Raw genomic sequence first — 24,262 nt, 5'->3', positions numbered from 1 at the left:
ATTATAAAAATGGAGATATAAATTGAAAACAGCTAAATCTAATTCTGTAATATTCTTTTATTTCAAAAACAAATATAAGGAACTTGAAAAAAATATTCTTTACCGTACTAAGGCACAAGAATTATGTATTTCTGACATACGAAACGTATTAGAGACATTAAACCTAGAAGATATTCGTGATAATGAATATAAAGAGCCTGAATTGTCAGATTATAAAAGCAATTTTTATGATTATCAGTATTATGATATCTTAGAAAATCTTCCCATTGTTCAAAAAATTAATCGCTATTTTCAAGATGAAGAATTCGATACATTTCTACATATCTTTCACTTTTATTTAAATGAGGAATATGTTCAAGATATTGATAAGCTAGATTTTTCAAAAATTAAACTTAATCCCGAATGTGAATATATACCATCCGATACCAAAATAAACAGGGTTAACTCCCACTTCGAATTTGATGGTACAAAATATGTTTTATCTGAGGATTCAACATACGAGTATTTGGCATCAATTCCTGATTTTTTCAATAACGATGAACATAAAAAATATGTTGTGTTAGATAGTTTAAATCGTCCTAGATATGTTATTGATTTACCCAATTACTATAGAGAGCCAAATAAATTAGTTGTAGCTAAATTCAGTAAAAATATTTTTGATTTTCTTAAAGAAAATAATAATAGTTTTTGTTTGGTGCTAGATGATTTAAATCAAATAAAAAAGAATTTAAAAACACTTGCAAAAAGAGTTTCTCACAACTGTTTAAAGCAAATGAAAACTAAAAAATATAAAAGACCATTTTTAGTTACTAAACAAATTGTTGGAGATCAAAAATACTATATCTATGGTTATTTTATAGACACAAATAAAATATCAATGATGAAGTCTGTTGAGCTACTTAAACAATTTTTATATGAATCTGATATCAATGATTATTTATTTGATATCTTTCAAAAAGATTATATGCAGTTCTTTATAACTAACACTAAATTAAATTTGGATAAATCAACAAATCTTATCATGCACGCTTCAAGGCTTCAACAGGATGAATTTCTTTTCAATAAAGCTGTTTTTACAACGCAAAATCTAACAAAGAATATATCTGTTTCATCTAAAAAATTATTAGGCTATTATTTGCTTTTAGATTTATGCTGTTTAAATGATATTCACGAAAGAATTTCATACATCATGGAACGAAGATTTGAAATCAAGAACACCTTAAACTTATTAGATTTAATTCATATTTTAAAAATTAATGAAGTAATGTATAAATTTAAAAATGTTTCATTAGAAATCCATCCCTCTAAAATGAACGAAAAGAACGGAATTTGACTAAATAATTTTTACTGAGAATTGCTAGTTTCCATAATTAAAAATAATTAATAAATTTTATATAATTCATTACATGAATAGTTTAGGTGTTGATATAACTAATATTTCTCGCTTTTATACCAAAAGTGATAAGTTTGTTAATCGTGTCTTATCTCAAGGCGAACTTATTGAATTTAAAAAGTTGGATAACGACGATGCTAAAGCAAGATTTTTAGCTCGCTCATGAGCAATCAAAGAAGCAATTTTTAAAGCCGATAACACTTATATTGACTTTAGAAAAGTTGATATCAAAAAAGATATTGAATCTAAACTATGAAAATTTAAAGATTTCTTTATTTCAATTAGCTATGCTGATGACTTTGTTATAGCTGTTGTGCAAAAAAGATAGAAAGGTATTTATGAAAAAAACTGCACTTAATATAACTTTTAAGAAAATTATTTTCTCTCCTATTTGAGCTTTACGTTTCTTAAACCTAAAATTAAAATATCGTAAATTTAAAAAGGATGAGGAAACTTATCAATCAGTAGAACGTTACAGATACTTACTAAAACTAAGTAAGAAAATTCTCAAATTATACAATGTAGATGTTGTAATCGAGAACTATGAAAACTTACCTACAACGGGAAATGTATTAGTAGTTCCTAACCACAAGTCATTATTTGATCCACTAATTATGTTAGTCGCAATGGAAAAACAATCTTATGAAGCTAATGCTAAAGAATTAATTCCTACATTTATAGCCAAAAAAGAACTTTCTGATGCTAAATTTATCAATAGTGCTTTACATTTACTTAATACATTTTTTGTTGATAGAAACAGCATTAAACAAAGTTTAGTTGAAATGAATAAATTTGCTGAATTTGTAAAGTTAAATAAAACTTATGGTGTTATTTTCCCTGAAGGAACAAGAGTGACTGAGGATGGATTAGGTGATTTCAAATCAGCTCCATTTAAATTAGCTCAAAAAGAATACTTCACAATTGCTCCTGTAGCAATAAAAAACTCTCTTAAAGCAAACGATAGTAAACGCAAAGGAAGATTAACAGTAACAGTAAGCTTTTTAACACCATTAAAACCAAATAGTTTTATTACTCAAGAATCAAGTAAAGTAGCCACTTATGTTCAGTCAATAATTGAAAAAGAGGTAAAAGATGGCATTGAAGACTAATCCATACTACAGTGAATATACATTCCAATTGCAAGATTTCGATGGACCATTAGATTTACTTTTATCCCTTATAAAAGATAAAAAAATAAGTATTTTTGATATCAACCTTGTGGAATTAGCTGATCAGTACTTAAAAATTATTAATCAACTTAAGGAAAGTGAAATCGACATTGCTGGTGATTATCTTGTAATGGCTGCAACTTTACTAAAAATTAAAGCAAGTATGGTTCTACAAGATCCTGAAGAGGAAGAACCTTCTGAAGTTACTGAAGAAAAAAATAAATTGATACAACAGCTTGTTGAATATCAACAATTTAAAGAAATTAAAGAAGCACTTAAAACATTCGAATCAGATCGTGAAGATATGTTTATCAAAGCACCATCAAATGTTGATGACTTTATTGTAGATAGTGATGATGCAAGACTTGATGGACATTCTAATCCGGTTAAACTGATTTCTGTGCTTAGAAAAATGTTTGAAAGAGTTTATGCTCAACACTTACGTACAACTAAACTAGAAACATTTAATCTTTCACCTTCAGATCAATTCCCTTTTATTAAGAAATTATTAAAAGAGCACGAAGTACTTACATTTGAAATGGTATTTACACAGCCATCAATGAATCACTTTGTTGTAACATTACTTGCAGTATTAGTTCTTGCTAAACAACAAGTATTAGTTATTGAACAAAAAGAAGAATTTGGTGAAATAATTATTAAACGAGGAGAGCTTTATAATGAAAAATAAAATTTTAGAAGCATTATTGTACATCCAAGGTGATGATGGTTTAACATTAGAACAAGTTAAAGATATTTTTTCACTCGCAACATTAGCTGAAGCAAAAAAAGTTATGTCTGATTTTCATAGTTACTTTAACGATATGGAGCTAGGTATAAAAGTTGTTAACTTCAATGAAGTTTACAAATTCGCTACTAGAGAAACATTTAAAGATTATGTTTCAAAAATGGTTTCTATAGTTAAAAAACAAAGATTATCTAATGCTGCTATTGAAGTAGCTGGAATTGTTGCTTATAAACAACCAGTAACACGTAGTCAAATTTCAGTAATTCGTGGAGTTGCATCAGATCAAGTAATTAATACATTACTTGTTAAAGGTGTTATTGAAGAAGTTGGAATTGCACCTACACCAGGAAATCCTGTATTATATGGTGTAACTAACAAATTCTACGATCACTTCAAACTTACAAGTATGCGTGATCTACCTAAATTAAACGAATTCAACTACGTAGAAGGTGTTGAAAACGAAAACAGTGATTTCGATTTATTTTCATCACAACGTGAAGAATAAGTTGGCTTAGCCAATTTTTCTTTTTAAAGAATAAATTATAATAATATAAAGAGGTTATATGTTAGAAATTAAAGCAACAAAAAACGACGCAGGAAGAACTGTGTACAAGGTGATAACAAAATATTGTTCATCCCTACCATTAAGTCGTATTGAGAAAATATTCCGTAAAAAAGACGTTAAAATCAACAACGATAGAAAAGTGACAAAAAATCAAATAATAAATGAAGGTGACTTGATCCAAATTTATGGAATTTTAGAAAATGAAGCAGAGTTTAAATCAAATGAAACATCAACTGTAAAACCTAATTTTAAAGTTCTTTATGAAGATGATAATATTTTAATCATCGATAAGCCAGCTGGTGTAGAAGTACACGGTGAAGATAATTGTTTAGATAATCAGGTATTAGCTTACTTAAACTTTAAACCAGTTGATAGTTTTATGCCTTCACACATTGGACGCCTAGATAAAGAAACGAGTGGAATCATTTTATACGGAAAGAATTATTCAACATTATCATTTTTTAATTCCAATCCAAATACATTGGTAAAAAAATATACTTTTTGAAGCAACATTAACTTAGATAGATATACAGAAGCTAACCCGTTAGAAATTAACTTATATACAATAAAAGATGAACCTAACAAAAGAATGAAAGTAAGTCCTAAAAAACTTCCTGATTCTAAACCTTCTAAAACATTATTTTACATGGAAGATGGTAAAAAAATAGCTCAACTTATCACAGGAAGAAAACACCAAATTAGAGCTACATTAAAATACCTTGGATATCCTATTTATGGAGATAAAAAATATCACGGACCTAATGCAAAAAGGCTACAACTTCATTCTTATAGTCTTAAATTTAAGAACTTAACTGGTGAACTAAAATACTTAAACAACTATGAAGTCTTTTCACTTCCTAACTTTAAAAAATAAGGAGAACAATATGAAACAAATTTCAAGAGAAAAACTTATTGATATCGTACAATCACTAATGTTGCGCCCAAGCGATGATGTTTTAGATAAAATATTAGTTTCCTGAGAACAAATACAAACTGAACTTGAAGGATTAAATAAACTAAATTTAGATAATCTAGAGCCTATGGAACGTATCAACGAAGACTTGCACATAGACTTATTACGTGAGGATATTGAAGATGATTCTTATTCAATAACACAAGAAAATATATTAACAAACGCTCCTGCAACTATCGATGAATTTGTAGCACTAACAAAGGTGGTAAAATAATGAGAGAATTTAAAAATAAAGGTAATTTTTCTAAAGCATATAATGAACTAAGCAGTGATAAAAACAATGCTGTTGCTTACTTATATTCAAATAATTCATACAGTGAAAAAGAAGGAACATTTAATAATGTTGTTGCAACAATAAAAGACGTTTTTGCTACTAAGGATGCTCCAACTCGTGCTTCAAGTTTAATTTTAGAAAACTTCCAACCATTTTATAACGCTACAGTAGTTCAAAAATTAATTGATGCTAATGCACACATTGTCGCAAAAGTAAATAACGATGAATTAGCTTTAGGCGGAACTGGAACATATAGTGCTTATGGGCTAATTGTTAATCCACGCGATAAAGAGAGATTTGCAGGTGGTTCATCTTCAGGTTCAGCTGCAACAATGTCACCTAATATTGGTTTTGCACTAGGGAGTGATACTGGAGATAGTGTTAGATTACCAGCTTCATTTAATGGGCTAGTTGGTTTCAAACCTTCATATGGTGCTATAAGTAGATATGGTATGTTCGCTTACGCTTCTTCATTAGATACAGTTGCTTATTTCACACATTGCGTTAACGATACTATAGTTGCTGCACAAACACTGTATGGTGTAGATAATAAAGATATGACTAGCGTTCCTGTTCAAATAGCAAATGCTGTTAAAAGCAAACCTAATAAAATTGCTGTTTTAGACTTTAGTCCATACTTAAAAGACTATATGTTAGATGCGTTTAATGCTTTTGTTGAAAAAATCAAAGCAAATGGCATACAGGTAGAAATTATTAAACCTAATTTAGAAATTTTGAATGCTATTAATATTGTTTACCGTGTAATTAGCTTTTCTGAAGCAAGTTCTAATTTAGCTAACTTAACAGGTATTGGTTTTGGAAATAGAGCAAATGGAGATTCTTGAGAAGAAATTATGCTAAATACAAGATCAACTAATTTTGGAAAAATGGTTCAAGAACGTCTTGCATTAGGTAGCTATTTCTTATATACAGAAAATCAAAAAGACATTTTCTTTAAAGCTCAAAAAGCTCGTAGATTAATTAAAAACTACTACACAGAGTTACATAAAACATATGATTGTATCTTATTCCCAGCTTATGCAGGAATTGCACCTAAATTTAGTGATGATACAAGCTCAAATGGTGTGATGAACTTTATCCTAACAGGAGCTAATTTAGTTGGAAACCCTTCAATTACAATTCCGCTCGGAATGCATGAAGGTATGCCTTTTAGTTTTGCGTTAGAATCAGCTATTTATAGCGATGAAAAATTACTTGGGTATGCAGAATACTTAGAAGAATTAAGAGGAGAAATCAATGGATAATTTTGAAGTTATAATCGGGATTGAAATCCACGTTGAATTAAAAACTAAAACTAAAATGTTTTCACCTGCTGGAATTGATTTTAATGCAGTTCCTAACACAAAAGCAAATCAAATTGATTTAGCGTACCCTGGTACTTTACCCCAAGTAAATAAACAAGCTGTTAAATATGGAATCGCCTTAGCTAAAGCTCTAAATATGGAAATTGATGATGAACTCCACTTTGATAGAAAGAATTATTTTTATCCCGATCTTCCTAAGGGATACCAAATCACACAATTCTATAGACCTATCGGTAAAAATGGTAAATTAGAAATACCTACAAGTTTTGGACCTAAGATTATTGATATTGAAAGAATCCATCTTGAAGAAGACACAGCTAGACAACATCATGATGAAACAGGAACAAAACTAGACTACAATCGTGCCGGTATTCCTTTAATTGAAATTGTTACATACCCTGTAATTAGAACAGCCGAAGAAGCAGCTAACTATGTCGATATGATTAAGAAAACTGTTTTAGCTCTTGAAATTTCAGAAGGAAAACTAGAACAAGGTTCTTTAAGAGCTGATATAAATATTTCACTTAGACCTTATGGCGTAGATAAATTCGGTACAAAAGTTGAAATCAAAAATATGAACTCAACTTCAAATATTAAAAAGGCTATCGAATACGAAATCAAACTACAAAGAGAAAAACTTCTTCGTGGAGAGGAAATTCTTCAACAAACGAAACGTTTTGATGATAGCAATAATCAAACAGTTGTAATGCGTACTAAAACAGGTACAACTGACTATAAATACTTTGCTGATCCAAATATTCCTATTATTAAGCTTTCAAAAGAATTCATTGAAAGTGTAAAAATAAATGAATTACCTAATGAAAAATTAGCTAGATATACAAATTATGGAATTCAAAACATTTATATTCAAAGTCTTATAGATGACTATGAATTAAGTAAATATTTTGATTCAATTCCATTCGCTGATAAAGATAAACTTTCAAAAATCTTTTTTGCTGAAGTTGTCTCGCTTGCAAACTCAATGTCTAAGCATCCAGTTGAATTACATATTCAACCTAAATTGCTTGCTGAAGCATTAGATTTACTACAAGAAGAAATTATTTCAGGTAAATCTATTAAGAAGCTTATCCCATTATTAGTCGACTATAATGGTGAACTTGAGCCATTATTAGTTGAACACAACTTAAAGCAAATTACTGATCCAACTGTAATTAAAAATCATTTACTTCAAATTATTGATAAAAATAAAGAGATGTTATCAGAATACAGTACTCGCCCAGAAAGGGTTGTTAAATTTATTCTAGGTGCATTAATGAAAGAAACTGGTGGTCAAGTAAGTCCCGTTCTCTCGAATCAAATTGTTGTAGAGCTACTAAATGAAATGACAAAATAAGAAAAATGATTTTTATTCAAAACTAACAAAAAGTAAAAATAAAAATCGCCTTATTAAAAAGCAATTCCATCAAAACTTAATTTTTCCAGATCGTTTTGTTATCTTTTTAGTTTTATATGAATTTCTAATTAAAAAGATTCTTATTACATTTTTTGCTAAATTATTACTCAGAGCAAGAAATGAAAGCGAAAATCGAAAAAGAATTAAAGTTATTGATAATGTTTATAACAATTTCAACAGTAAAGAGTATAACTTTATTTGACTTTCAAGTGCTTTTTACCTTCTCATCTCTTTTGTTCCTGTAATTTATATCGTGTACTTATTAAATCTATTTTTCAGTAATATTCCATCATTTTACAACAGTATAGGAAAAGATTTTAATGATCACTTTTCAATGCTTACACTAGGGAGATTCCTTCCTGGTTCTAATACATATCTTAAAAATATAGTTGCTACAGGTCCTGATGGAACCAAGGGATTTCATTTACAAGCAATCCTACCTAATTTAATTCTCTTTTTATCCTCACTTTATATTTCAAGTACAGGATATGGAAAATTAATCTCATCAACAAACTATATTTATGATCACTATAAGATGGGTACATACTGAGGTAATAAAATTAAAGGTTTCTTCATCGTGCTTTGTGTTTCAGTTCTATTTTGAGGATTTTCTACGGCTGATATTGCTTTAGAAAAGAAAATAGGACTAAATCATCCTGCTACGATTACAAAAGAAAATAAGATAGCCTTTGATCCAGAATACTGACTAAATATTATGGTATATTTCATTTTTGCAATAATATTTATATTCTGTCTTCTTATTATGCTTTTTAAATTAATTCCTTCATTTAAATTAAACTTAAAAAGTATTTACAAAGGTGCATTACTATCTGCTACACCAACTATATTATTAGTTCTGTTATTTAATACAATTAATAGTTATTTTAGTTATGATAAATTTGGTGGGGTGGTTGGATTCTTCTTTACCATCGCATTCTTTATCAACTGATTTGTGTACTTTATGTTTCTAGGTATAACCTTTAATAATGCTTATTATAAAAATTATATTAGTACTCGTACAATCAACAAAAGACAATGATTATTTTAAAAATTTACTTACACTATTCTTTATAAAAGAATGGTGTTTTTTATTTAATTCACCTACGCTATAGGGATAAAAAACTATAAAAAATTTTTTTGCTCATAAAAAAATAGTGTATTATATGTATGGGACATGAGAATGTCCTGTATACTGCTTAAATAGTAAACTATTTATTATTTTGTACTAAGTTATCGTGCTTAAAAAGTCGCATTTTAAGCAAATCATTTATATATACATATTTATTTTTTATTTTACAACTTGTTTTTTATTTCTTATATATCTTAATATATTTTATAAATTCTTACACATCCAGTATTTTATTTTTATACATATAATATATAAGGCCACAGATATCTCTGTGGTTCTTTTTTTGCAAATTGACAAAAAAGCTATTTTGTTCACATTGAGTTCTTTTTTGCATAATTTAATATATAAGATGTATGCGAAATAAAAAAATTTGGTTTTATGTAATCGGTATTTCTATCGCTAGCGCTATCGCAGGATTTGTTTTATCACAGCGCTTAGTCCAAAATCAAAATACATCAGCAAGCGATAAGGAAGACAAAAAAGATCAAGTTTATCACTACAAGCTGAGTGGTAATGTTTTGCATACAAAAATAGATTCAATTAAACCACTAACATATCGTGAATTGTTCTTTATGGCTCAAGTAAAAACAGGATCTAATCTAGATAATTTTAAACTTGATAACTATGCAGATGATAAAAAAGTTATTTTTATACCTAAATATGATTTAAATTTATACTGAAGCGACATCAAATCTATCAGTGACTTTATCGCCTTTGGTATAGATAAAAAATTCGCAAAAATATTATTTGAATATCACAAAAAACATAAATTTGATGTTGTAACATGGAATGATATTGAATCCATAAAAGGTATCGGCTCAAGAACATTTGAAAAATTAAAAACATTTTTAATTTTAGAATAATGTGGATAAACTTTTTTATCATAATTTCCTTATTTTCCTTGATGATAGCCACAAGAAATTGATACATAGCAATTCCTATTTTTCTCCTTATAATCTATGTAGCAATTATAGATATTAAATTTATGTGGTCAGTGTGACTGTGTTTGTTTATCTTGTTTCTCTTTTTAAATTTGCATCAGTTCATTTACTCGCGTATTTGGTATGTAGGCAAACAGATTCAAGGAAAATTTACGGTAATAGATGTAACTGAGAAAAATGTCTATATTAGAGATGAATGATTTCGTAAGTTAGTTGTTTGAAAACGAGATCTTTATCCAGATATAACTATTTACTCTCAGTTCTATGCTGTAGGAAAATTAAAAGAAATGGATTATGCATCAAATTATTATCAAGCTAATAATATATATTACATCTTAAATGTAACGGAATTTACTAGAGCAGATAATTGATGAAATATAAGGAATATATTTTTTAAGCATTATTTAAATATAGATTTGGGTTATTATAAATTAATAATTCCACTATTATTCGGTTTCAGCATACAAACAAATAATGAAATAGTTTCTAACCTTAAACAAATGGGTGCAGTGCACTTGATCGTAGTTAGTGGATTGCACTTTGCTACGGTATTTGGACTAATTAATTTAATAACTAAAAAGATAGATAAAAAGATGATCTTAAGCACATTCTTAATAATCATCTACTTCTTCTTTGTTAAAAAATCTATTTCGGTAGTTCGTGCTTTTGCTTTTTTACTTATACAGCAATTTCTAATGAGAAAAAAGTGGCATGATAAGGTATCGCTACATCAAATTCTGTTTTGAATTTCTTTTGTATATTTGCTGTACTCGCCTAAAAATGTTTTAAATTTAGGATACTGGCTTTCTTTCATCCTGACCTTTGCCTTAGTTCTATATAGTCAAGGCCAAGCAAAACTCGAAGAAGAAGATCCTAAAAAGAAAAGGTATGCTAAGACCATTTATACTCTAAAAATTTATATTATTTCTTGATTCTTATCAGTAACTATAATTTCTGTACAGCAACACAGTTTCAGTGTATTAAGTTTCTTATATATTTTATTCTTAACACCTATATTTCAATTGTCTATTATCTTTTTTACAATATTTTTTCCACTAACATTTCTATGTATTCCTTTCTCTAACATACTTGAGAGCCTTATTCGGCATCTACATTCATTTAACATGAGGATTGAATTTAACGGTACAAATTACCTATTAATGTTGTATGTTTTAGATTATTTTATTTTAGTAAAACAATCAATTATTTATAAGAAAAGTGACGTAAGAAAGTATAATTAAATTATGACTATAATCACTGGAACAAATCGCTATTTTGTAGAGCAAAAAATTAAAGAAATTAAAAAAGGATATAATCCTGATTCTATTGTAGAGATAAAAGATGATATAACAGATTTAGACTTTTTAACTACCTTACTTTTATCTAATTCATTATTTAAGAACGATAAATTATTGATCCTATATAAACCTAAATTTTATAGGGACAAAACATTTCTTAAAAATAACAAGATAAATGCAAAAGAGTTAGCTGAATTATTTAATAAATCTGATACCAATTGTGTTATCTACTTAGAGGAATTAGCACAAGCTGATATTAAATTTCTAGATTTGCTCAGTATACACAAGAAGTATGAATTTAATTCATATAGCGAAAAGGAATTTAATCAGTGGGTAAATAATCGTTTTAAAGAATATGGCCTAAATATCAAATATAATGACTTGCTATATTTCTTAACTAAAATACCTAATGATGTTCAGGTTGCTGAAAACGAAATTGATAAATTATCCTTATTAGGTGAGCCAATTACAAAAGAATTAATAGATAGTTTCATTACTCAATATCCAATCGAGGATCCTTTCTATTTTTCTAACGCATTAGGAGCAAATGATTTATCTGATATCTATAAAAGGTATTTATTACTTACCTCACAAGGCGAAGAGCTTAATAAATTAATTTATACAATAAGCAACACAATGTGTTTAATCAATAGATATCAATCATATTCGCATGTGCTACAGCACAGGGAAGAAATTGCTTCTAAATTAGGCATTTCTACAAAAAGGCTATTTGTTATTGAAAAAATAGCCAGCAATTATAAAAACAGCGATGTTAAACGTATTATTTTCGAACTCGGTGATATCGACTATAAAATTAAAACTACGGGGGTAGATGCTAATGATTTATTCCAATCTTTCTTGACAAAAAACTTCGGAAAATAAAATCGATTCTTTTATTGTTCTAGATGAAGAAATTTTAAAAAATAATGACTTGGTTGTTTCTGTAAAATACTTTGAAAATATTTTGCAAAAATTAGCAGAAATAAACGCATTCCACTATAACGTAGGGATAGTTATTCCTGACCTATATAATTTTTACAATTACCATTTAATGCTTCTTGATGATGAAAATGAAAATTTAGCTAAAAAGAGAATAAAAAATTTGCATTTATTTTTAAATAAGGCTGCTAAATTAAATGCTAAATTCTTTTTTACCTTGGAATTTCATAGTATTCCTTCATTTTCTGATGTTTTAGCAAGAATAGATTTGGATAATTTTGAGGTTAAAGATAATATTGATACAAAATCTTCATTAAAATATAACAATTTACTCTACACTCAAGTTATTAAACTAAAAAAGAATGCCGAAGATAATGATCTTTATAAGCACATTAAACAAATTTATCTCAATTTATCAAAACAAATTAAAGTTGATGGTTTCTTTATTAGCAATTTATATGAATTTTGTTCTAATAAACAAAATCAAATTCTAGCTGATGATTACAACTTTATTAATCAAACGTTAATTCAAATCCAAAATGACTTAAACATAGATATAAACATCTACGAACCCGATAATAAAGCAAGCTTATTTTTAAATAAAAAGCTACAGAATTTAGAAATATTCACTGATATTATTCTATATAATGAATTTAGCAAAATTATTAAAGCAATAGAAAAATTACTCAAAAAGAAAGTAAATATTATATTCAACTCAAATAAATTTTTATCAACACATACAGGATCACTTTCTTATAAAGATACACAAGTTCGTATCATATTAGAAAATCTGGCTGCTTCAACTAAAAATTATTGTTATTATTTCGCTTTTCAAAACAAGGAAGATGAGTGAAATGTAAACTTATTCGATTATTTATTGCTACAAGATAGCATTAATAATTATTTCATTTCTTCCTTATATAAAAGAAATGATATTTTGAAGTATTCTTCATCAAATAAAATTAAGATTAAGACTTTGACATTTAAACAAAATACTTATAAATATATAATCTCAGGTGATATTGAATATAAATTTAACTTTAGATATCAAAACATTAAACAACACTTAAAAATTATGTGAAAAAAAATCCATAAAGAAATACATTCTTATGGATATAAATGAATTAAAATCAAGTAAATTCATGATGGTGAAAGTATTATTTACTTTCACTATTTTTTTATCTTAAGCAAGACATTTAAGTAACATCTTTGTATTCTGCTTCTTGTATATCTTTTTGAAACGCAAGCATCTATAAAATCATGATAGTTGTCATTTAGTAAAATTTGTTTCTTAAATAAATTTTCCAATCCCTCTGAAATTAGTTTAAATTCCCTTAATTGCTCAACTGAATATTTTTGAATAATTTTCTTAAATTTAGGATAAGTATTTGAAATATCTCTTTTATTAGAGTATTTTAATTTCATAGGTGTGTAAAAGGAGATGTCTTGATTGTTTTTTAACATTTCTCTTATTTTAGTTGCACTAGCAAAATTATTATTCACTGTTTGAGAATGAAATCCAATAGTTCTTTGGATACTAATCGGATGAATGTTGAAATTTTCATTGATTATTGTTTTTACATATTCTAATCCCAAAATATCATTAGGCATTTCGATATTCTCATTCAACAATGCTTGAATAGCTAGATTATTTGCTCTAGGAAAGCTATTGCCTCCCTTTTTCATAAATTGCCTTACAAGTTCATTATATTCAACATTCTTTTCTTTAATAGTTTTTGCTATATTTAAAAATAAAGTTACATCATTTGTTTCTGAGCCAAAAACCAAATATTGAATATTATATTTATTTAATAATTTAACACCTGATTGAGCAAAAATATGAGCTGCTTGAATAACATCTCTATCATCCATTTTGACAACTTTATCTACACCATAGGCTTTTGCATATTTTTTTCTCTCTCTAAAGCTCGCGCAAGTGATCTCACCTCTTTGAGAAAATTTATTCGACATTGCAACAATTATATAAGCATTAGGAATGTTTCTTTTGATTCAGTTTATTTGGTAAATATGACCATTATGAAAAGGGTTATATTCAGCTATGATTCCTACTCTAATTTTCTTATTTTTTTTCACAAATAAATTATAATTAGAATACTTAAAAATAAGTATGATATTTTTGAAAATTAATAGGATTTTTTACTAATTAATTATTTTTAAAATTTGATTTTTATAATATAATAAATTAGCTTATTAATTAATACATACTTCAAAGGGGGTAAAATGGCTATTGTTCCAAAACGTAAAACGTCTAAACAACGTAAACACAAAAGAAACACTCACTCAGCTTTAGATACACCTAACCTTGTATCTTGCAAAAACTGCAGTCAAAAAATTGAACAACATGTTGTATGCAAATTTTGTGGATTTTACAAAGGTAAAAAAGTTGAAGGCTATGTTGCATTAAACGACAGAAATAACTAATAACTTTATTAATTAATCATTCTTATAAATAATTAAAGCACTGGAAAAAGTGCTTTTTTGTTCGCTTTTTGTTCTTTTTCAAGCATATTTACTATATATAGTGAGAGATGAAGAAAGGAAACGAATGAAACTTTATATATTTGGAGAAATTGTTTATAAAAACAAAGGAAGCATAATCTTAGAATCAAGATCAGAAGGCTACTTAATGAATGTACCTAATGATTCTAGATTTGAAGTAGGCCAAAAAGCTAAAATTTATCTTTATACACATAGAACTGATTACACAGAATGTACTTATGGGTTTAAAGATTTTAAAGAAAGATTGTTATTTATGGATTTAATAACCGTAGAAAAAGTAGGTCCTAAAATTGCTATGATATTACTAGATAGAGGCTGAGAATACATTGCTAGATTAATAGCAAATGAAAATTATCAAGAACTATCATCAATTCAATTTATAAGCGAAAAACTAGCTAATATTATTTGTGTTCAACTATCTGAAAAATGATCAAAGATTATAACTAATGCAGATAATAAAAAAGCAGAAAAGTTACAAACCAGAGAAGAATTAAATAAAACATTACAACAATTAGGATTTAATAAATCACAAATTGATCTTGCTTTAAAGAAAATTAAGCTATCAGATGACTTAGATCATATGATAGAAGAGAGCATTAAGCTTATAGCAAATGATGGAAATGAATTATCTAGACTTGAGGCCTAATAAATTTTCAGAGTTTATTGGGCAAAATAAATTAGTCAAAACACTTCAAGCTATGATGCGAAGTGCTCAAATTCAAAATAAAATTTTAGATCATATATTATTATATGGTTCACCTGGAATGGGTAAAACAACTTTAGCAACATTAATTGCTAAAGAAAATAAGTCACGTATTCACTTTATACAAGGCGCTAATATCGAAAAGAAATCTGATTTAATCAGTGTTTTATCAGTCATTAATGAAGGAGATATAGTCTTCATTGATGAAATTCATAGTATTAATAAAAATGTTATTGAATTTTTATATGGAGCTATGGAAGATTTCGTCTTCGACTTAATCGTTGGTGCCGAAGGAAATTCACGTGCAATTAGAATGAAAATAAAGCCATTTACATTAATTGGAGCTACTACTAAATTAAACGAAATCTCTCAACCACTTAAAGATCGTTTTGGATTTGTGGGAAGAATTGTAAACTACACACCAGAAGATATATTTAAGATATTAACCATAACTAGACAAAAATTATCAATTGATGTAAGTGATGAAATACTTAAACTAGTCACAAGTTACTCTCGCAGAATCCCTCGATTAGCTAATCACTTACTTGAACGTGTTAATGATTTTGCATTAGCGCATAATAAAGGCATTATTAATAAGCGAATCGTTAAGAAAACTTTTAAATATTTAGATTTATATGAATATGGACTAACTAAAGATCATATTGAATATTTAGAAGTTCTAAAAGAGGGTTTTGAAGAAAAATATGTCGCATTAGATACAATTACAGGTTTATTATTACATACTAAAGATAGTATTGTTAATGAAATTGAACCTCCATTGTTGTTATTAAAACTTGTTGAAAAAAGTTCGAAAGGAAGACGTATAACATCAGAAGGAATTGATTATTTAATAAGACAGAAATTATATTAAAATAAATGTAAAAAGCTAAATATTGCTATATTTATAGTGTATATTTAGCTTTTTTATAATTTTGATAAAAGCCATAAAAGAATATAATATAAAAACTTATGGGAATATTTAAATTACATTCAAATTATCAACCAACTGGAGATCAACCTAATGCTATAAAACAGCTAGTTGATGGTATTAAAAATAATGAAAGAGATCAAGTGTTACAAGGGGTTACAGGTTCTGGTAAAACATTTACAATAGCAAATGTTATTAAAGAATTTGATAGACCTGTAATTGTCCTTTCTCATACAAAAACATTAGCTTCGCAGCTATATAGTGAGCTTAAAGGCTTTTTCCCAGAAAATGCTGTTGAGTATTTTATTTCATACTTTGATTACTATAGACCTGAAGCATATATACCATCAACAGATGTTTATATTGATAAAGATTCACGAACAAACGAGCAAATTGAAATATTAAGACTGAGCGCTATTAATTCACTACTTACAAGAAAAGATGTTATAGTAGTCGCTAGTGTTAGTGCTATTTATGGCGCCTTAAATCCAGAAGTATATAAAGAATCATTTTTTAGATTTTATATACATCAACCAATCTCAATGAAGGATTTCATAAATAAGCTAATTCAGATTAAATACGATCGTAATGATGCGGTTCAAGAAGCAGGGGACTTCACCGTTAAAGGTGATGCTATTTTTGTATATCCTGCTGATAACGAAGAGGCTTGTATTCGTATAACATTCTTTGGCGATGAAATTGAAGAAATTGCTTCAGTAGATCCTTTAACTAAAGAAGTGAAAGATAAACCTAAAATTTATATATTATCGCCAGGTAATGCTTATGCTACTGAAGATTCCATTTATGATGTGATTATCCCTAAAATAAAAGAAGAACTAGATAAAAGTATTGCAGCATTTCAAAAAGAGGGAAAAATTTTAGAAGCTTCTAGATTATCTCAAAGAGTCCAAAATGATATGGATGATATGCAAGAATTTGGGATATGTAAGGGAATTGAAAATTACTCAATGTACCTTGATGGTAGAGATTTTGGGCAAAGACCTTACACAATATTAGACTACTTCCCGAAAGATTCATTAATGTTTATCGATGAATCTCACAAGCTAGTTCCACAAGTTGGTGGGATGTATGCAGGAGATCGTAGTAGAAAAGAAAATTTAGTAAACTATGGATTTAGATTACCTTCAGCACTAGAAAATAGACCTCTAAATTTTGATGAGTGAGAAAATAATTTTAATTTTTATAAAATTTACATTTCAGCTACACCTCGTGAATATGAATTAAATAAATCAGAAGGAAAGATTGCTAAATTATTTGTTCGTCCAACAGGTCTAGTTGATCCTGAAATAATTGTAAAACCTACTAAAAATCAAATCGAAGACATTTATGACACAATCATAAAACAAAGAGATACTAATTCAAGAGCTCTTATTTTAACCTGATCTAAAAAACAAGCTGAAACTCTATCAGCATATCTACAAGAAAAAGGGATTAAGTCTGCTTATTTACATTCTGATTTTAATACTTTTGTACGTAATGAAATACTTAGAAAACTTCGTAAAGGAGCTTACGAAGTTGTTGTTGCTATTAATCTTCTTCGTGAAGGTATGGATATCCCTGAAGTTTCTAAGGTTATTGTTCTGGATGCCGATAAAGAAGGCTTTATGCGTAATACAGAAAGTCTTATTCAAATTACAGGACGTGCAGCTAGAAATGCAAATGGGCAAGCCATATTTTATGCAGATAAAATTACTCCTAGTATGCAAAAATGTATTGAAGACAACCTAGAAAAACGTGCAATGCAAATAGCGTATAATAAGGAACACAATATAATACCTAAAACAATTATTAAACCTATACCTGAGCCAATCCAAGGTCACGATATAACAAATGCTATCGAGGCAATTATTACTAAATCACAAGAAAAAGGTAAGGTTACTAAAAAGCAAAAACAAGAAGCAATCGATGAAATTAGAAAACAAATGGAACAAGCTGCTAAAGAACTCGATTACGAAAGAGCAATTCAACTACGTGATATATTACTCGAATTACAAGTTGATGAAAAACATAAGCCAATAGAGGAGGATATAAATGAGTAAAGAAGACAAATTAATAATTCAAGGTGCTAGAGAAAATAATTTAAAAAATATTGACCTAACTATTCCTAAAAATAAGTTAATTGTATTTACAGGGCTTAGTGGTAGTGGTAAAAGTTCTCTTGCCTTTAACACGATATATGAAGAAGGACGTCGTAGATATGTTGATTCTCTTTCTTCATATGCTCGTATGTTTTTAGGTGGTACGAAAAAGCCGGATGTCGATAAAATAGAAGGGCTTTCTCCCTCTATATCAATAGAGCAAAAAACTGTTCACAACAACCCCAGATCTACAGTTGGAACAGTTACTGAAATCTATGATTACTTTAGATTGCTTTTTGCTCGTATAGGTAAACCTTACTGCCCTAATCACCATATTGAAATTAGTTCACAAACAACTAAAGATATATTAGACTCAATATACCAATTACCCGAAAATTCTAAACTAATTATTTATGCTCCTTTAGTTGAAGGCGAAAAAGGAACTCATGCCAACTTACTTGAAAAACTTCGTAAGGATGGTTTTGTAAGAGTTAAAATTGATGGTGATTTTTATATGCTAGAAGATAATATCTCACTAGCTAAAAATAATAAACATGATATTGACTTAGTCATCACGCGTGTAGTACTAAATGAAGAAAAGTATGTTCAAATTGCAGACTCATTAGATGTTGCAGCTGAGTATTCAAATGGGTTAATTAAAATTGAAGATGTTGAAACAAAACAAGTTTATACTTATTCTAAAACTCACTCTTGTGTTTATAAAGACTTTAATATGCCTAAAATTGAAACTCGTTTATTTTCATTTAACGCCCCATACGGTATGTGTGAAAACTGTAAAGGTTTAGGTGTTGAATTTAAAGCTGATTTCGATGCAATCGTTCCTGAACAATGAAGAACTATAAACGAAGGTGCTATTAAATATTTTGAAAATACAATTAACACAACAAATCTGGAATGGCAAGAGTTTGATCAACTTCTTCAACACTATAATATAGACAAAAACACACCAATTGAAGAATTAACTCAAGATCAAAGAAATATTATTATGTATGGTTCTAATGAGCCTATTGCTTATGCATTGAAATCTTCTTCTAATAATATTATTCGTCGCGATAGAATGATAGAAGGTATAGTAACTAAAATTGAAAAATTGTATTATGAAACTTCATCCGACAGAAGACGTGAATATTTAAATAAATACATGGGTTCATTTACTTGTTCAGTATGTAATGGATCTCGTTTAAACGAATCTGCTAGAGCTGTTCTAATCGATAATAAAAATATTTATGACTACACACTGCTTTCTGTCGAAGAATGTTTGGATAATGTTCAAGGATTACTAAACAAGCTTACACCTCAAGAACTGCAAATTTCAAACCTTATTACTAAAGAATTAATCGATAGATTAACATTCCTAAAAAATGTTGGTTTGGACTATTTAACACTTAACCGTAGTGCTGAAACACTTAGTGGTGGGGAAGCTCAAAGAATTAGATTAGCTACTCAAATAGGTTCTAACCTAACGGGGGTTCTATATGTACTTGATGAACCTTCTATAGGTTTACACCAAAAAGATAATTTAAAACTTATTAATACACTTAGAAAAATGGTTGATATAGGAAATACTTTAATTGTTGTAGAACATGATGAAGACACAATGTTTGCTGCTGATTATATCGTGGATATTGGTCCTCAGGCAGGTATTCATGGTGGTGAAGTTGTAGCACAAGGTACTCTAGACGATATTATCGCTAGCGAAAGATCTATTACTGGAAAATACTTATCCCAAGAATGAAATATACCAATTCCACTTGCTCGTAGAAAAGGTAATAATAAAGAAATAGTTATTAAGGGTGCTAGAGAAAATAATCTAAAAAATATCGATGTAAAAATTCCACTTGGTAAACTTGTCGGAATAACAGGGGTTTCAGGTTCAGGTAAAAGTACATTGATTAATGAAATTTTTGTTCGTGGTATCCAATATTCATTAGACTTACTTGATGGTATTAACCATAAAAAAGCCAAATTTAGCTCAATTCAAGGATTAAATAATATCGATAAAGTGATTGCTGTAAATCAATCACCTATAGGAAGAACTCCTCGTTCTAATCCAGCAACATATACCGGTGTTTTTGATGATATCAGAGATATTTTTGGTAATGTAGCTGAAGCCCGTGCTCGTGGTTATACTAAATCTCGTTTTAGCTTTAATATCCCTGGTGGTAGATGTGAAAAATGTTGTGGTGATGGTTTTATAAAAATCGAAATGCACTTTCTCCCTGATGTTTTCGTTCCTTGTGATCAATGTGATGGAAAAAGATATAATCGTGAAACATTAGAAATTAAATATCATCATAAAGATATTTCGCAAATTCTTGATATGTCTGTTGAAGAAGCTATTGACTTTTTTAAAAATAAACAAAAAATCCTTGATAAATTACAAATTCTTATGGATGTAGGTCTAGGATACATACAATTAGGACAAATGTCGACAACTTTAAGTGGTGGAGAAGCTCAAAGAGTTAAATTAGCTACTTATTTACAAAGAAAACCTACAGGCAAGACTGTTTATGTGTTAGACGAACCTACCACAGGTCTTCATACTCACGATGTTAAAAAACTTATCGACATCTTAAATCGTATTGTAGACAATGGGGATACAGTTGTTGTTATCGAACATAATTTAGACGTAATTAAGTCTTGTGATTATTTAATTGATTTAGGTCCTGATGGTGGAATACATGGTGGTCAAGTTGTTGCTAGTGGTACTCCTGAACAAGTTTCAATTACACCAGGAAGTTATACTGGCGAATTTCTAAACAAAATTCTAAAAAAATAATTATCTTATTTTAAATAAGATAATAACTTATATAATTAAATAGATTTTATTTAAGGAAGTTTATGAGTAAAGAAAAAAAGAAAATGAACATCAAAAGAATTATCGAATTCTTTGATTTAAATATTATTAATGGTAAAGATGTAGAACTTGAATATAATGATATTTATCTCCCAGCAATTAAACGTGTTGGGTTAGAGCTAGCTGAACATTTTGAAAATGATCGTATTTCAAAAAACGTCATAGCTTGAGGTACTGCAGAATCTACATGATTTAGTTTAATTGGTAAAACCAAAGCATATGAATCATTAGAATGAGTATTTTCACGTAAACCACCTATCGTTATATTGTCAAAAGGATTCAATAAGCCTGCTATAAATTGAGTTATTGATGTTGCAAATAAATACAAAATCCCTGTAGCATTGGTTCGCATGTCTACTTCTTACATCTCTACAAATATTGGTTCATATTTAAATAATTACTTCGGAGAAGTTACACAAGTACATGGAACACTTGTCCTTATCGGTGGTACCGGTGTGCTTATCACAGGTGAATCAGGAATTGGAAAATCTGAAGCAGCACTTCAGCTAGTTCAGCAAGGTAGTGTTCTAATTTCTGATGACGCTGTATTAATCAAAGATAACGGAAATATCTTTATTGGTTCATCACCTGATATTACTCGTAACTTCCTTGAAATTAGAGGGATTGGTTTAGTTGATATTACACAACTTTACGGAGTTTCCTCAGTTGCTAAATCATCTATGATTGATTTAGTTATTGAATTAGTTCGTCAAGAAGGTAAAAATGATTTTGATCGTCTTGGAACAGACTACTTGGAATATCCTATTTTTGGTAGATCAATTAGAAAAATGCAAATCCCAATTAAAGAAGGGGGCTCAGCTGCTTCCTTAATTAAGGCTGCAGTAAATACATATTTAGCTAGAAATTCAGGAATGAATGTAGTTGAAATGTTATATGAAAGAGCACAAAAGGAGAATAATGAATAATTTACCTTCGTTTTTACCCAATAGTCCCATAAGAGAGGGAGAGCCAACAATCTTATTCAATATTGGTAATTATTCAATGCACCTTTATTCATTAATGATTATGTTTGGTTTCTTATTTGCTATCTTAACTGTTTTCTTTTTCTGATATAAAGAAAATTGAGATGTAAATATCTTATTCGTAGTTATCATTATTACAGTACCAGCAGGTATCTTTGGTGGTCGTTTAGGATTTATAATCGAACGTTTAATTTACGATCCACAAAATCCTTTCCCTAATTCGCATTGATATGCGATTTGGGAAGGTGGAATGAGTATTCAAGGAGGTGTTATCTTAGCTGCTGTTCTTGATACTTGTTACTTATACACAAAACGTCAATACATCGATATGAGAAAATGCTTTAGCTATATTCTTCCTGCTGTTTTAGTCGGACAATTCGTTGGACGTTTTGGTAACTATGCAAACCACGAAGTTTATGGAAAAATAGATTGAAGTGGAAATAGTGTTATTTCATTAGGGCACACATTTGCTTCTAATATGTATATTTCAGATCAAACAAGTGATAATTTAGGATTACTCGGTGCTTATAGATACCCATTATTCTTATATGAAGGGCTAGCTAACTTAGTTGGATATATTCTTCTTTGCTGAGTATTTAATTACTTTGGTATTTTTAAACCAGGAGCTACAGGTGCATTATACCTATTATGATATGGTGTAACTCGTGCAGCGATGGAACCATTAAGAGAAGAATCATATAACCTTTATACCTATGTTGCAGTTATCTTCATTATTCTTGGGGTTATCATTTTTATGTACTATCAATTTTTTGCAATTGTTAAGTATGATAAAAAACTTGACAAATATAGATGAGTCTATGAAATGAAAGATAAAGAAAAATACAACAATTATGTTTACAGAACTACTCTTAAACATTTAGTATGCTTTACTAAAACAAAAATCAGAAAATAAAAATTGCATTAACTAATGCTTTTTTTATAACTATAATAATTAAAAAGGAGTGTATATGAATGAATCATATGATTTAGTAATTATTGGTGGAGGGCCAGCTGGTTTAAATGCTGCGCTTTATGCATCTAGAGCAAATTTATCAGTTGCCTTCATCGAAAAAGGAACACCAGGAGGTAAGCTTTCAGCTACAAATAAAGTTGAAAACTGAATTGGTACAGAAATGATTGAGGGTTGGGAATTAGCTCAAGAATTTTTTAACCACTCTCAAAAGTATGGTGCCAAATACATCTATGGTGATGTTGTAGAAGTAAAAAATATTGATGTAACACACAAAGAAGTTTATCTAGCTAGTGGACAAATGATACAAGCTAAAACTATCTTAATTGCTACAGGAATGAAAAACAAAATACCTACATTTATTAAAAACATCGATAAATTTATGAATCGTGGTGTTAGTTTTTGTGCCATATGTGATGGTCCTTTATTCGGTAAAAATCCTACATTAGTTTTAGGAGATGGTAACTCAGCTGTTGAAGAATCAGCTTACTTATCAAGCATCGCTTCAGAAGTGCATTTAGTAATTAGAGGTGGTGATTTTGCTGCTGAAAGAAGACTAGTTCAAGACTTATACAAATTGCCTAACATTAAAATTCATCGTTTTTCTCAAATAGTAGAACTTAAGGGTGAAAATCAACTCGAAAGTGCAATTATAAAAGATCAAGATGGTAATGAAGAAGAAATCAAAGTTTCTTCATTCTTCCCATATATCGGCATGGAATCAACAGCCTGATTTTTACAAGACTTAGATATTCTAGACTCAAAAGGATTTATAATAACTGATGAAAATATGGAAACTAAGGTTCCTGGTATTTTTGCAGCTGGCGATATTAGAGTAAAAGATATACGTCAAATCGTTACTGCAGCTAGTGATGGTGCTATTGCTGCTAAAAAGATTGTTGACTTAGTTAATACTGAAAAATAACTAAAACTTTTGAAAAATGTGGAATGTTCCACATTTACTAAAATGCAATTTCCATTGCAACACTAAAATATCTGGCTTTTATACCAGATAT

At 28.7% G+C, this 24,262-nt stretch carries 23 protein-coding genes; 22 read left to right on the top strand and 1 reads right to left on the bottom strand.

The window, feature by feature from the left end; genetic code table 4:
* The first annotated feature begins 22 nt into the window (after window positions 1-22).
* The 14 genes from ACX1M8_RS01525 (at window position 23) to ACX1M8_RS01460 (ending at window position 13,303) form a co-directional block, all read left to right on the top strand.
* Window positions 23-1,384 (top strand): hypothetical protein, encoded by a 1,362-nt coding sequence (locus ACX1M8_RS01525; protein WP_458810908.1) that lies wholly within the window; start codon window positions 23-25, stop codon window positions 1,382-1,384.
* Between the two features lie 22 nt (window positions 1,385-1,406).
* Entirely contained in the window at window positions 1,407-1,721 is a 315-nt protein-coding gene (locus tag ACX1M8_RS01520) for a 4'-phosphopantetheinyl transferase superfamily protein (protein WP_458616671.1), read from the top strand.
* 10 nt (window positions 1,722-1,731) lie between these two features.
* Window positions 1,732-2,502 carry a lysophospholipid acyltransferase family protein gene (locus ACX1M8_RS01515; RefSeq protein WP_458616669.1) on the top strand — a complete coding sequence of 257 codons (771 nt, stop codon included), beginning with the start codon at window positions 1,732-1,734 and terminating at the stop codon, window positions 2,500-2,502.
* Window positions 2,486-3,250, top strand: coding sequence for a segregation/condensation protein A (locus tag ACX1M8_RS01510; protein ID WP_458616667.1), 765 nt, complete (start codon window positions 2,486-2,488; stop codon window positions 3,248-3,250). Before ACX1M8_RS01515 ends, ACX1M8_RS01510 begins: the two co-directional genes overlap by 17 nt.
* On the top strand, window positions 3,240-3,812 hold the full coding sequence (scpB, locus tag ACX1M8_RS01505; RefSeq protein ID WP_458616665.1) for an SMC-Scp complex subunit ScpB: 573 nt from the start codon (window positions 3,240-3,242) through the stop codon (window positions 3,810-3,812). The genes ACX1M8_RS01510 and scpB overlap by 11 nt, the downstream gene beginning before the upstream one ends.
* Window positions 3,813-3,870: 58 nt before the next feature.
* Window positions 3,871-4,746, top strand: a complete 876-nt coding sequence (locus ACX1M8_RS01500; protein WP_458797827.1) for a pseudouridine synthase family protein — start codon at window positions 3,871-3,873, stop codon at window positions 4,744-4,746.
* Between the two features lie 10 nt (window positions 4,747-4,756).
* Window positions 4,757-5,059: an Asp-tRNA(Asn)/Glu-tRNA(Gln) amidotransferase subunit GatC gene (locus ACX1M8_RS01495; RefSeq protein ID WP_458807150.1), complete on the top strand. Its 303-nt coding sequence runs from the start codon at window positions 4,757-4,759 to the stop codon at window positions 5,057-5,059.
* On the top strand, window positions 5,059-6,384 hold the full coding sequence (locus ACX1M8_RS01490; RefSeq protein ID WP_458797828.1) for an amidase family protein: 1,326 nt from the start codon (window positions 5,059-5,061) through the stop codon (window positions 6,382-6,384). Before ACX1M8_RS01495 ends, ACX1M8_RS01490 begins: the two co-directional genes overlap by 1 nt.
* Window positions 6,377-7,798: an Asp-tRNA(Asn)/Glu-tRNA(Gln) amidotransferase subunit GatB gene (gatB, locus tag ACX1M8_RS01485; protein WP_458616657.1), complete on the top strand. Its 1,422-nt coding sequence runs from the start codon at window positions 6,377-6,379 to the stop codon at window positions 7,796-7,798. The genes ACX1M8_RS01490 and gatB overlap by 8 nt, the downstream gene beginning before the upstream one ends.
* Window positions 7,782-8,906, top strand: coding sequence for a YhjD/YihY/BrkB family envelope integrity protein (locus ACX1M8_RS01480; RefSeq protein WP_458616655.1), 1,125 nt, complete (start codon window positions 7,782-7,784; stop codon window positions 8,904-8,906). The genes gatB and ACX1M8_RS01480 overlap by 17 nt, the downstream gene beginning before the upstream one ends.
* A gap of 434 nt (window positions 8,907-9,340) precedes the next feature.
* On the top strand, window positions 9,341-9,850 hold the full coding sequence (locus ACX1M8_RS01475; protein WP_458616653.1) for an MAG0490 family ComEA-like DNA-binding protein: 510 nt from the start codon (window positions 9,341-9,343) through the stop codon (window positions 9,848-9,850).
* Window positions 9,851-10,215: 365 nt separating this feature from the next.
* Window positions 10,216-11,169, top strand: coding sequence for a ComEC/Rec2 family competence protein (locus tag ACX1M8_RS01470; RefSeq protein ID WP_458797829.1), 954 nt, complete (start codon window positions 10,216-10,218; stop codon window positions 11,167-11,169).
* A gap of 3 nt (window positions 11,170-11,172) precedes the next feature.
* Complete coding sequence (gene holA, locus ACX1M8_RS01465; RefSeq protein ID WP_458616649.1) at window positions 11,173-12,108, top strand: DNA polymerase III subunit delta; 936 nt, start codon at window positions 11,173-11,175, stop codon at window positions 12,106-12,108.
* Window positions 12,065-13,303: a hypothetical protein gene (locus ACX1M8_RS01460; protein WP_458834969.1), complete on the top strand. Its 1,239-nt coding sequence runs from the start codon at window positions 12,065-12,067 to the stop codon at window positions 13,301-13,303. Before holA ends, ACX1M8_RS01460 begins: the two co-directional genes overlap by 44 nt.
* 32 nt (window positions 13,304-13,335) lie before the next feature.
* Here the strand turns inward: ACX1M8_RS01460 and ACX1M8_RS01455 are convergent, their stop codons facing one another.
* Window positions 13,336-14,259, bottom strand: coding sequence for a nucleotidyltransferase (locus ACX1M8_RS01455; RefSeq protein ID WP_458836650.1), 924 nt, complete (start codon window positions 14,257-14,259; stop codon window positions 13,336-13,338).
* A 147-nt stretch (window positions 14,260-14,406) separates the two neighbouring features.
* On the opposite strand from ACX1M8_RS01455, the gene rpmF reads away from it, so the two are divergent.
* From rpmF to ACX1M8_RS01415, 8 genes are all read left to right on the top strand, one after another.
* On the top strand, window positions 14,407-14,607 hold the full coding sequence (gene rpmF / locus ACX1M8_RS01450) for a 50S ribosomal protein L32 (RefSeq protein ID WP_305938187.1): 201 nt from the start codon (window positions 14,407-14,409) through the stop codon (window positions 14,605-14,607).
* Window positions 14,608-14,731: 124 nt separating this feature from the next.
* On the top strand, window positions 14,732-15,331 hold the full coding sequence (gene ruvA, locus ACX1M8_RS01445) for a Holliday junction branch migration protein RuvA (protein ID WP_458616642.1): 600 nt from the start codon (window positions 14,732-14,734) through the stop codon (window positions 15,329-15,331).
* Entirely contained in the window at window positions 15,306-16,259 is a 954-nt protein-coding gene (ruvB, locus tag ACX1M8_RS01440; protein ID WP_458797832.1) for a Holliday junction branch migration DNA helicase RuvB, read from the top strand. Before ruvA ends, ruvB begins: the two co-directional genes overlap by 26 nt.
* A 98-nt stretch (window positions 16,260-16,357) precedes the next feature.
* Window positions 16,358-18,376, top strand: coding sequence for an excinuclease ABC subunit UvrB (gene uvrB / locus ACX1M8_RS01435; RefSeq protein ID WP_458836649.1), 2,019 nt, complete (start codon window positions 16,358-16,360; stop codon window positions 18,374-18,376).
* Entirely contained in the window at window positions 18,369-21,215 is a 2,847-nt protein-coding gene (gene uvrA, locus ACX1M8_RS01430; RefSeq protein ID WP_458836648.1) for an excinuclease ABC subunit UvrA, read from the top strand. Before uvrB ends, uvrA begins: the two co-directional genes overlap by 8 nt.
* Before the next feature lie 62 nt (window positions 21,216-21,277).
* Window positions 21,278-22,219, top strand: a complete 942-nt coding sequence (hprK, locus tag ACX1M8_RS01425; RefSeq protein WP_458836647.1) for an HPr(Ser) kinase/phosphatase — start codon at window positions 21,278-21,280, stop codon at window positions 22,217-22,219.
* Window positions 22,212-23,189, top strand: a complete 978-nt coding sequence (gene lgt / locus ACX1M8_RS01420; protein ID WP_458834984.1) for a prolipoprotein diacylglyceryl transferase — start codon at window positions 22,212-22,214, stop codon at window positions 23,187-23,189. The genes hprK and lgt overlap by 8 nt, the downstream gene beginning before the upstream one ends.
* Window positions 23,190-23,244: 55 nt before the next feature.
* Window positions 23,245-24,171 (top strand): NAD(P)/FAD-dependent oxidoreductase, encoded by a 927-nt coding sequence (locus ACX1M8_RS01415; protein ID WP_458616629.1) that lies wholly within the window; start codon window positions 23,245-23,247, stop codon window positions 24,169-24,171.
* The last annotated feature ends 91 nt before the right edge of the window (window positions 24,172-24,262 follow it).

The sequence above is a fragment of the Mycoplasma tracheobuteonis genome (genome assembly GCF_054456995.1).
Note: the sequence above shows the minus strand (reverse complement) of the source record. Positions and strands in the feature narration are given on the sequence as shown.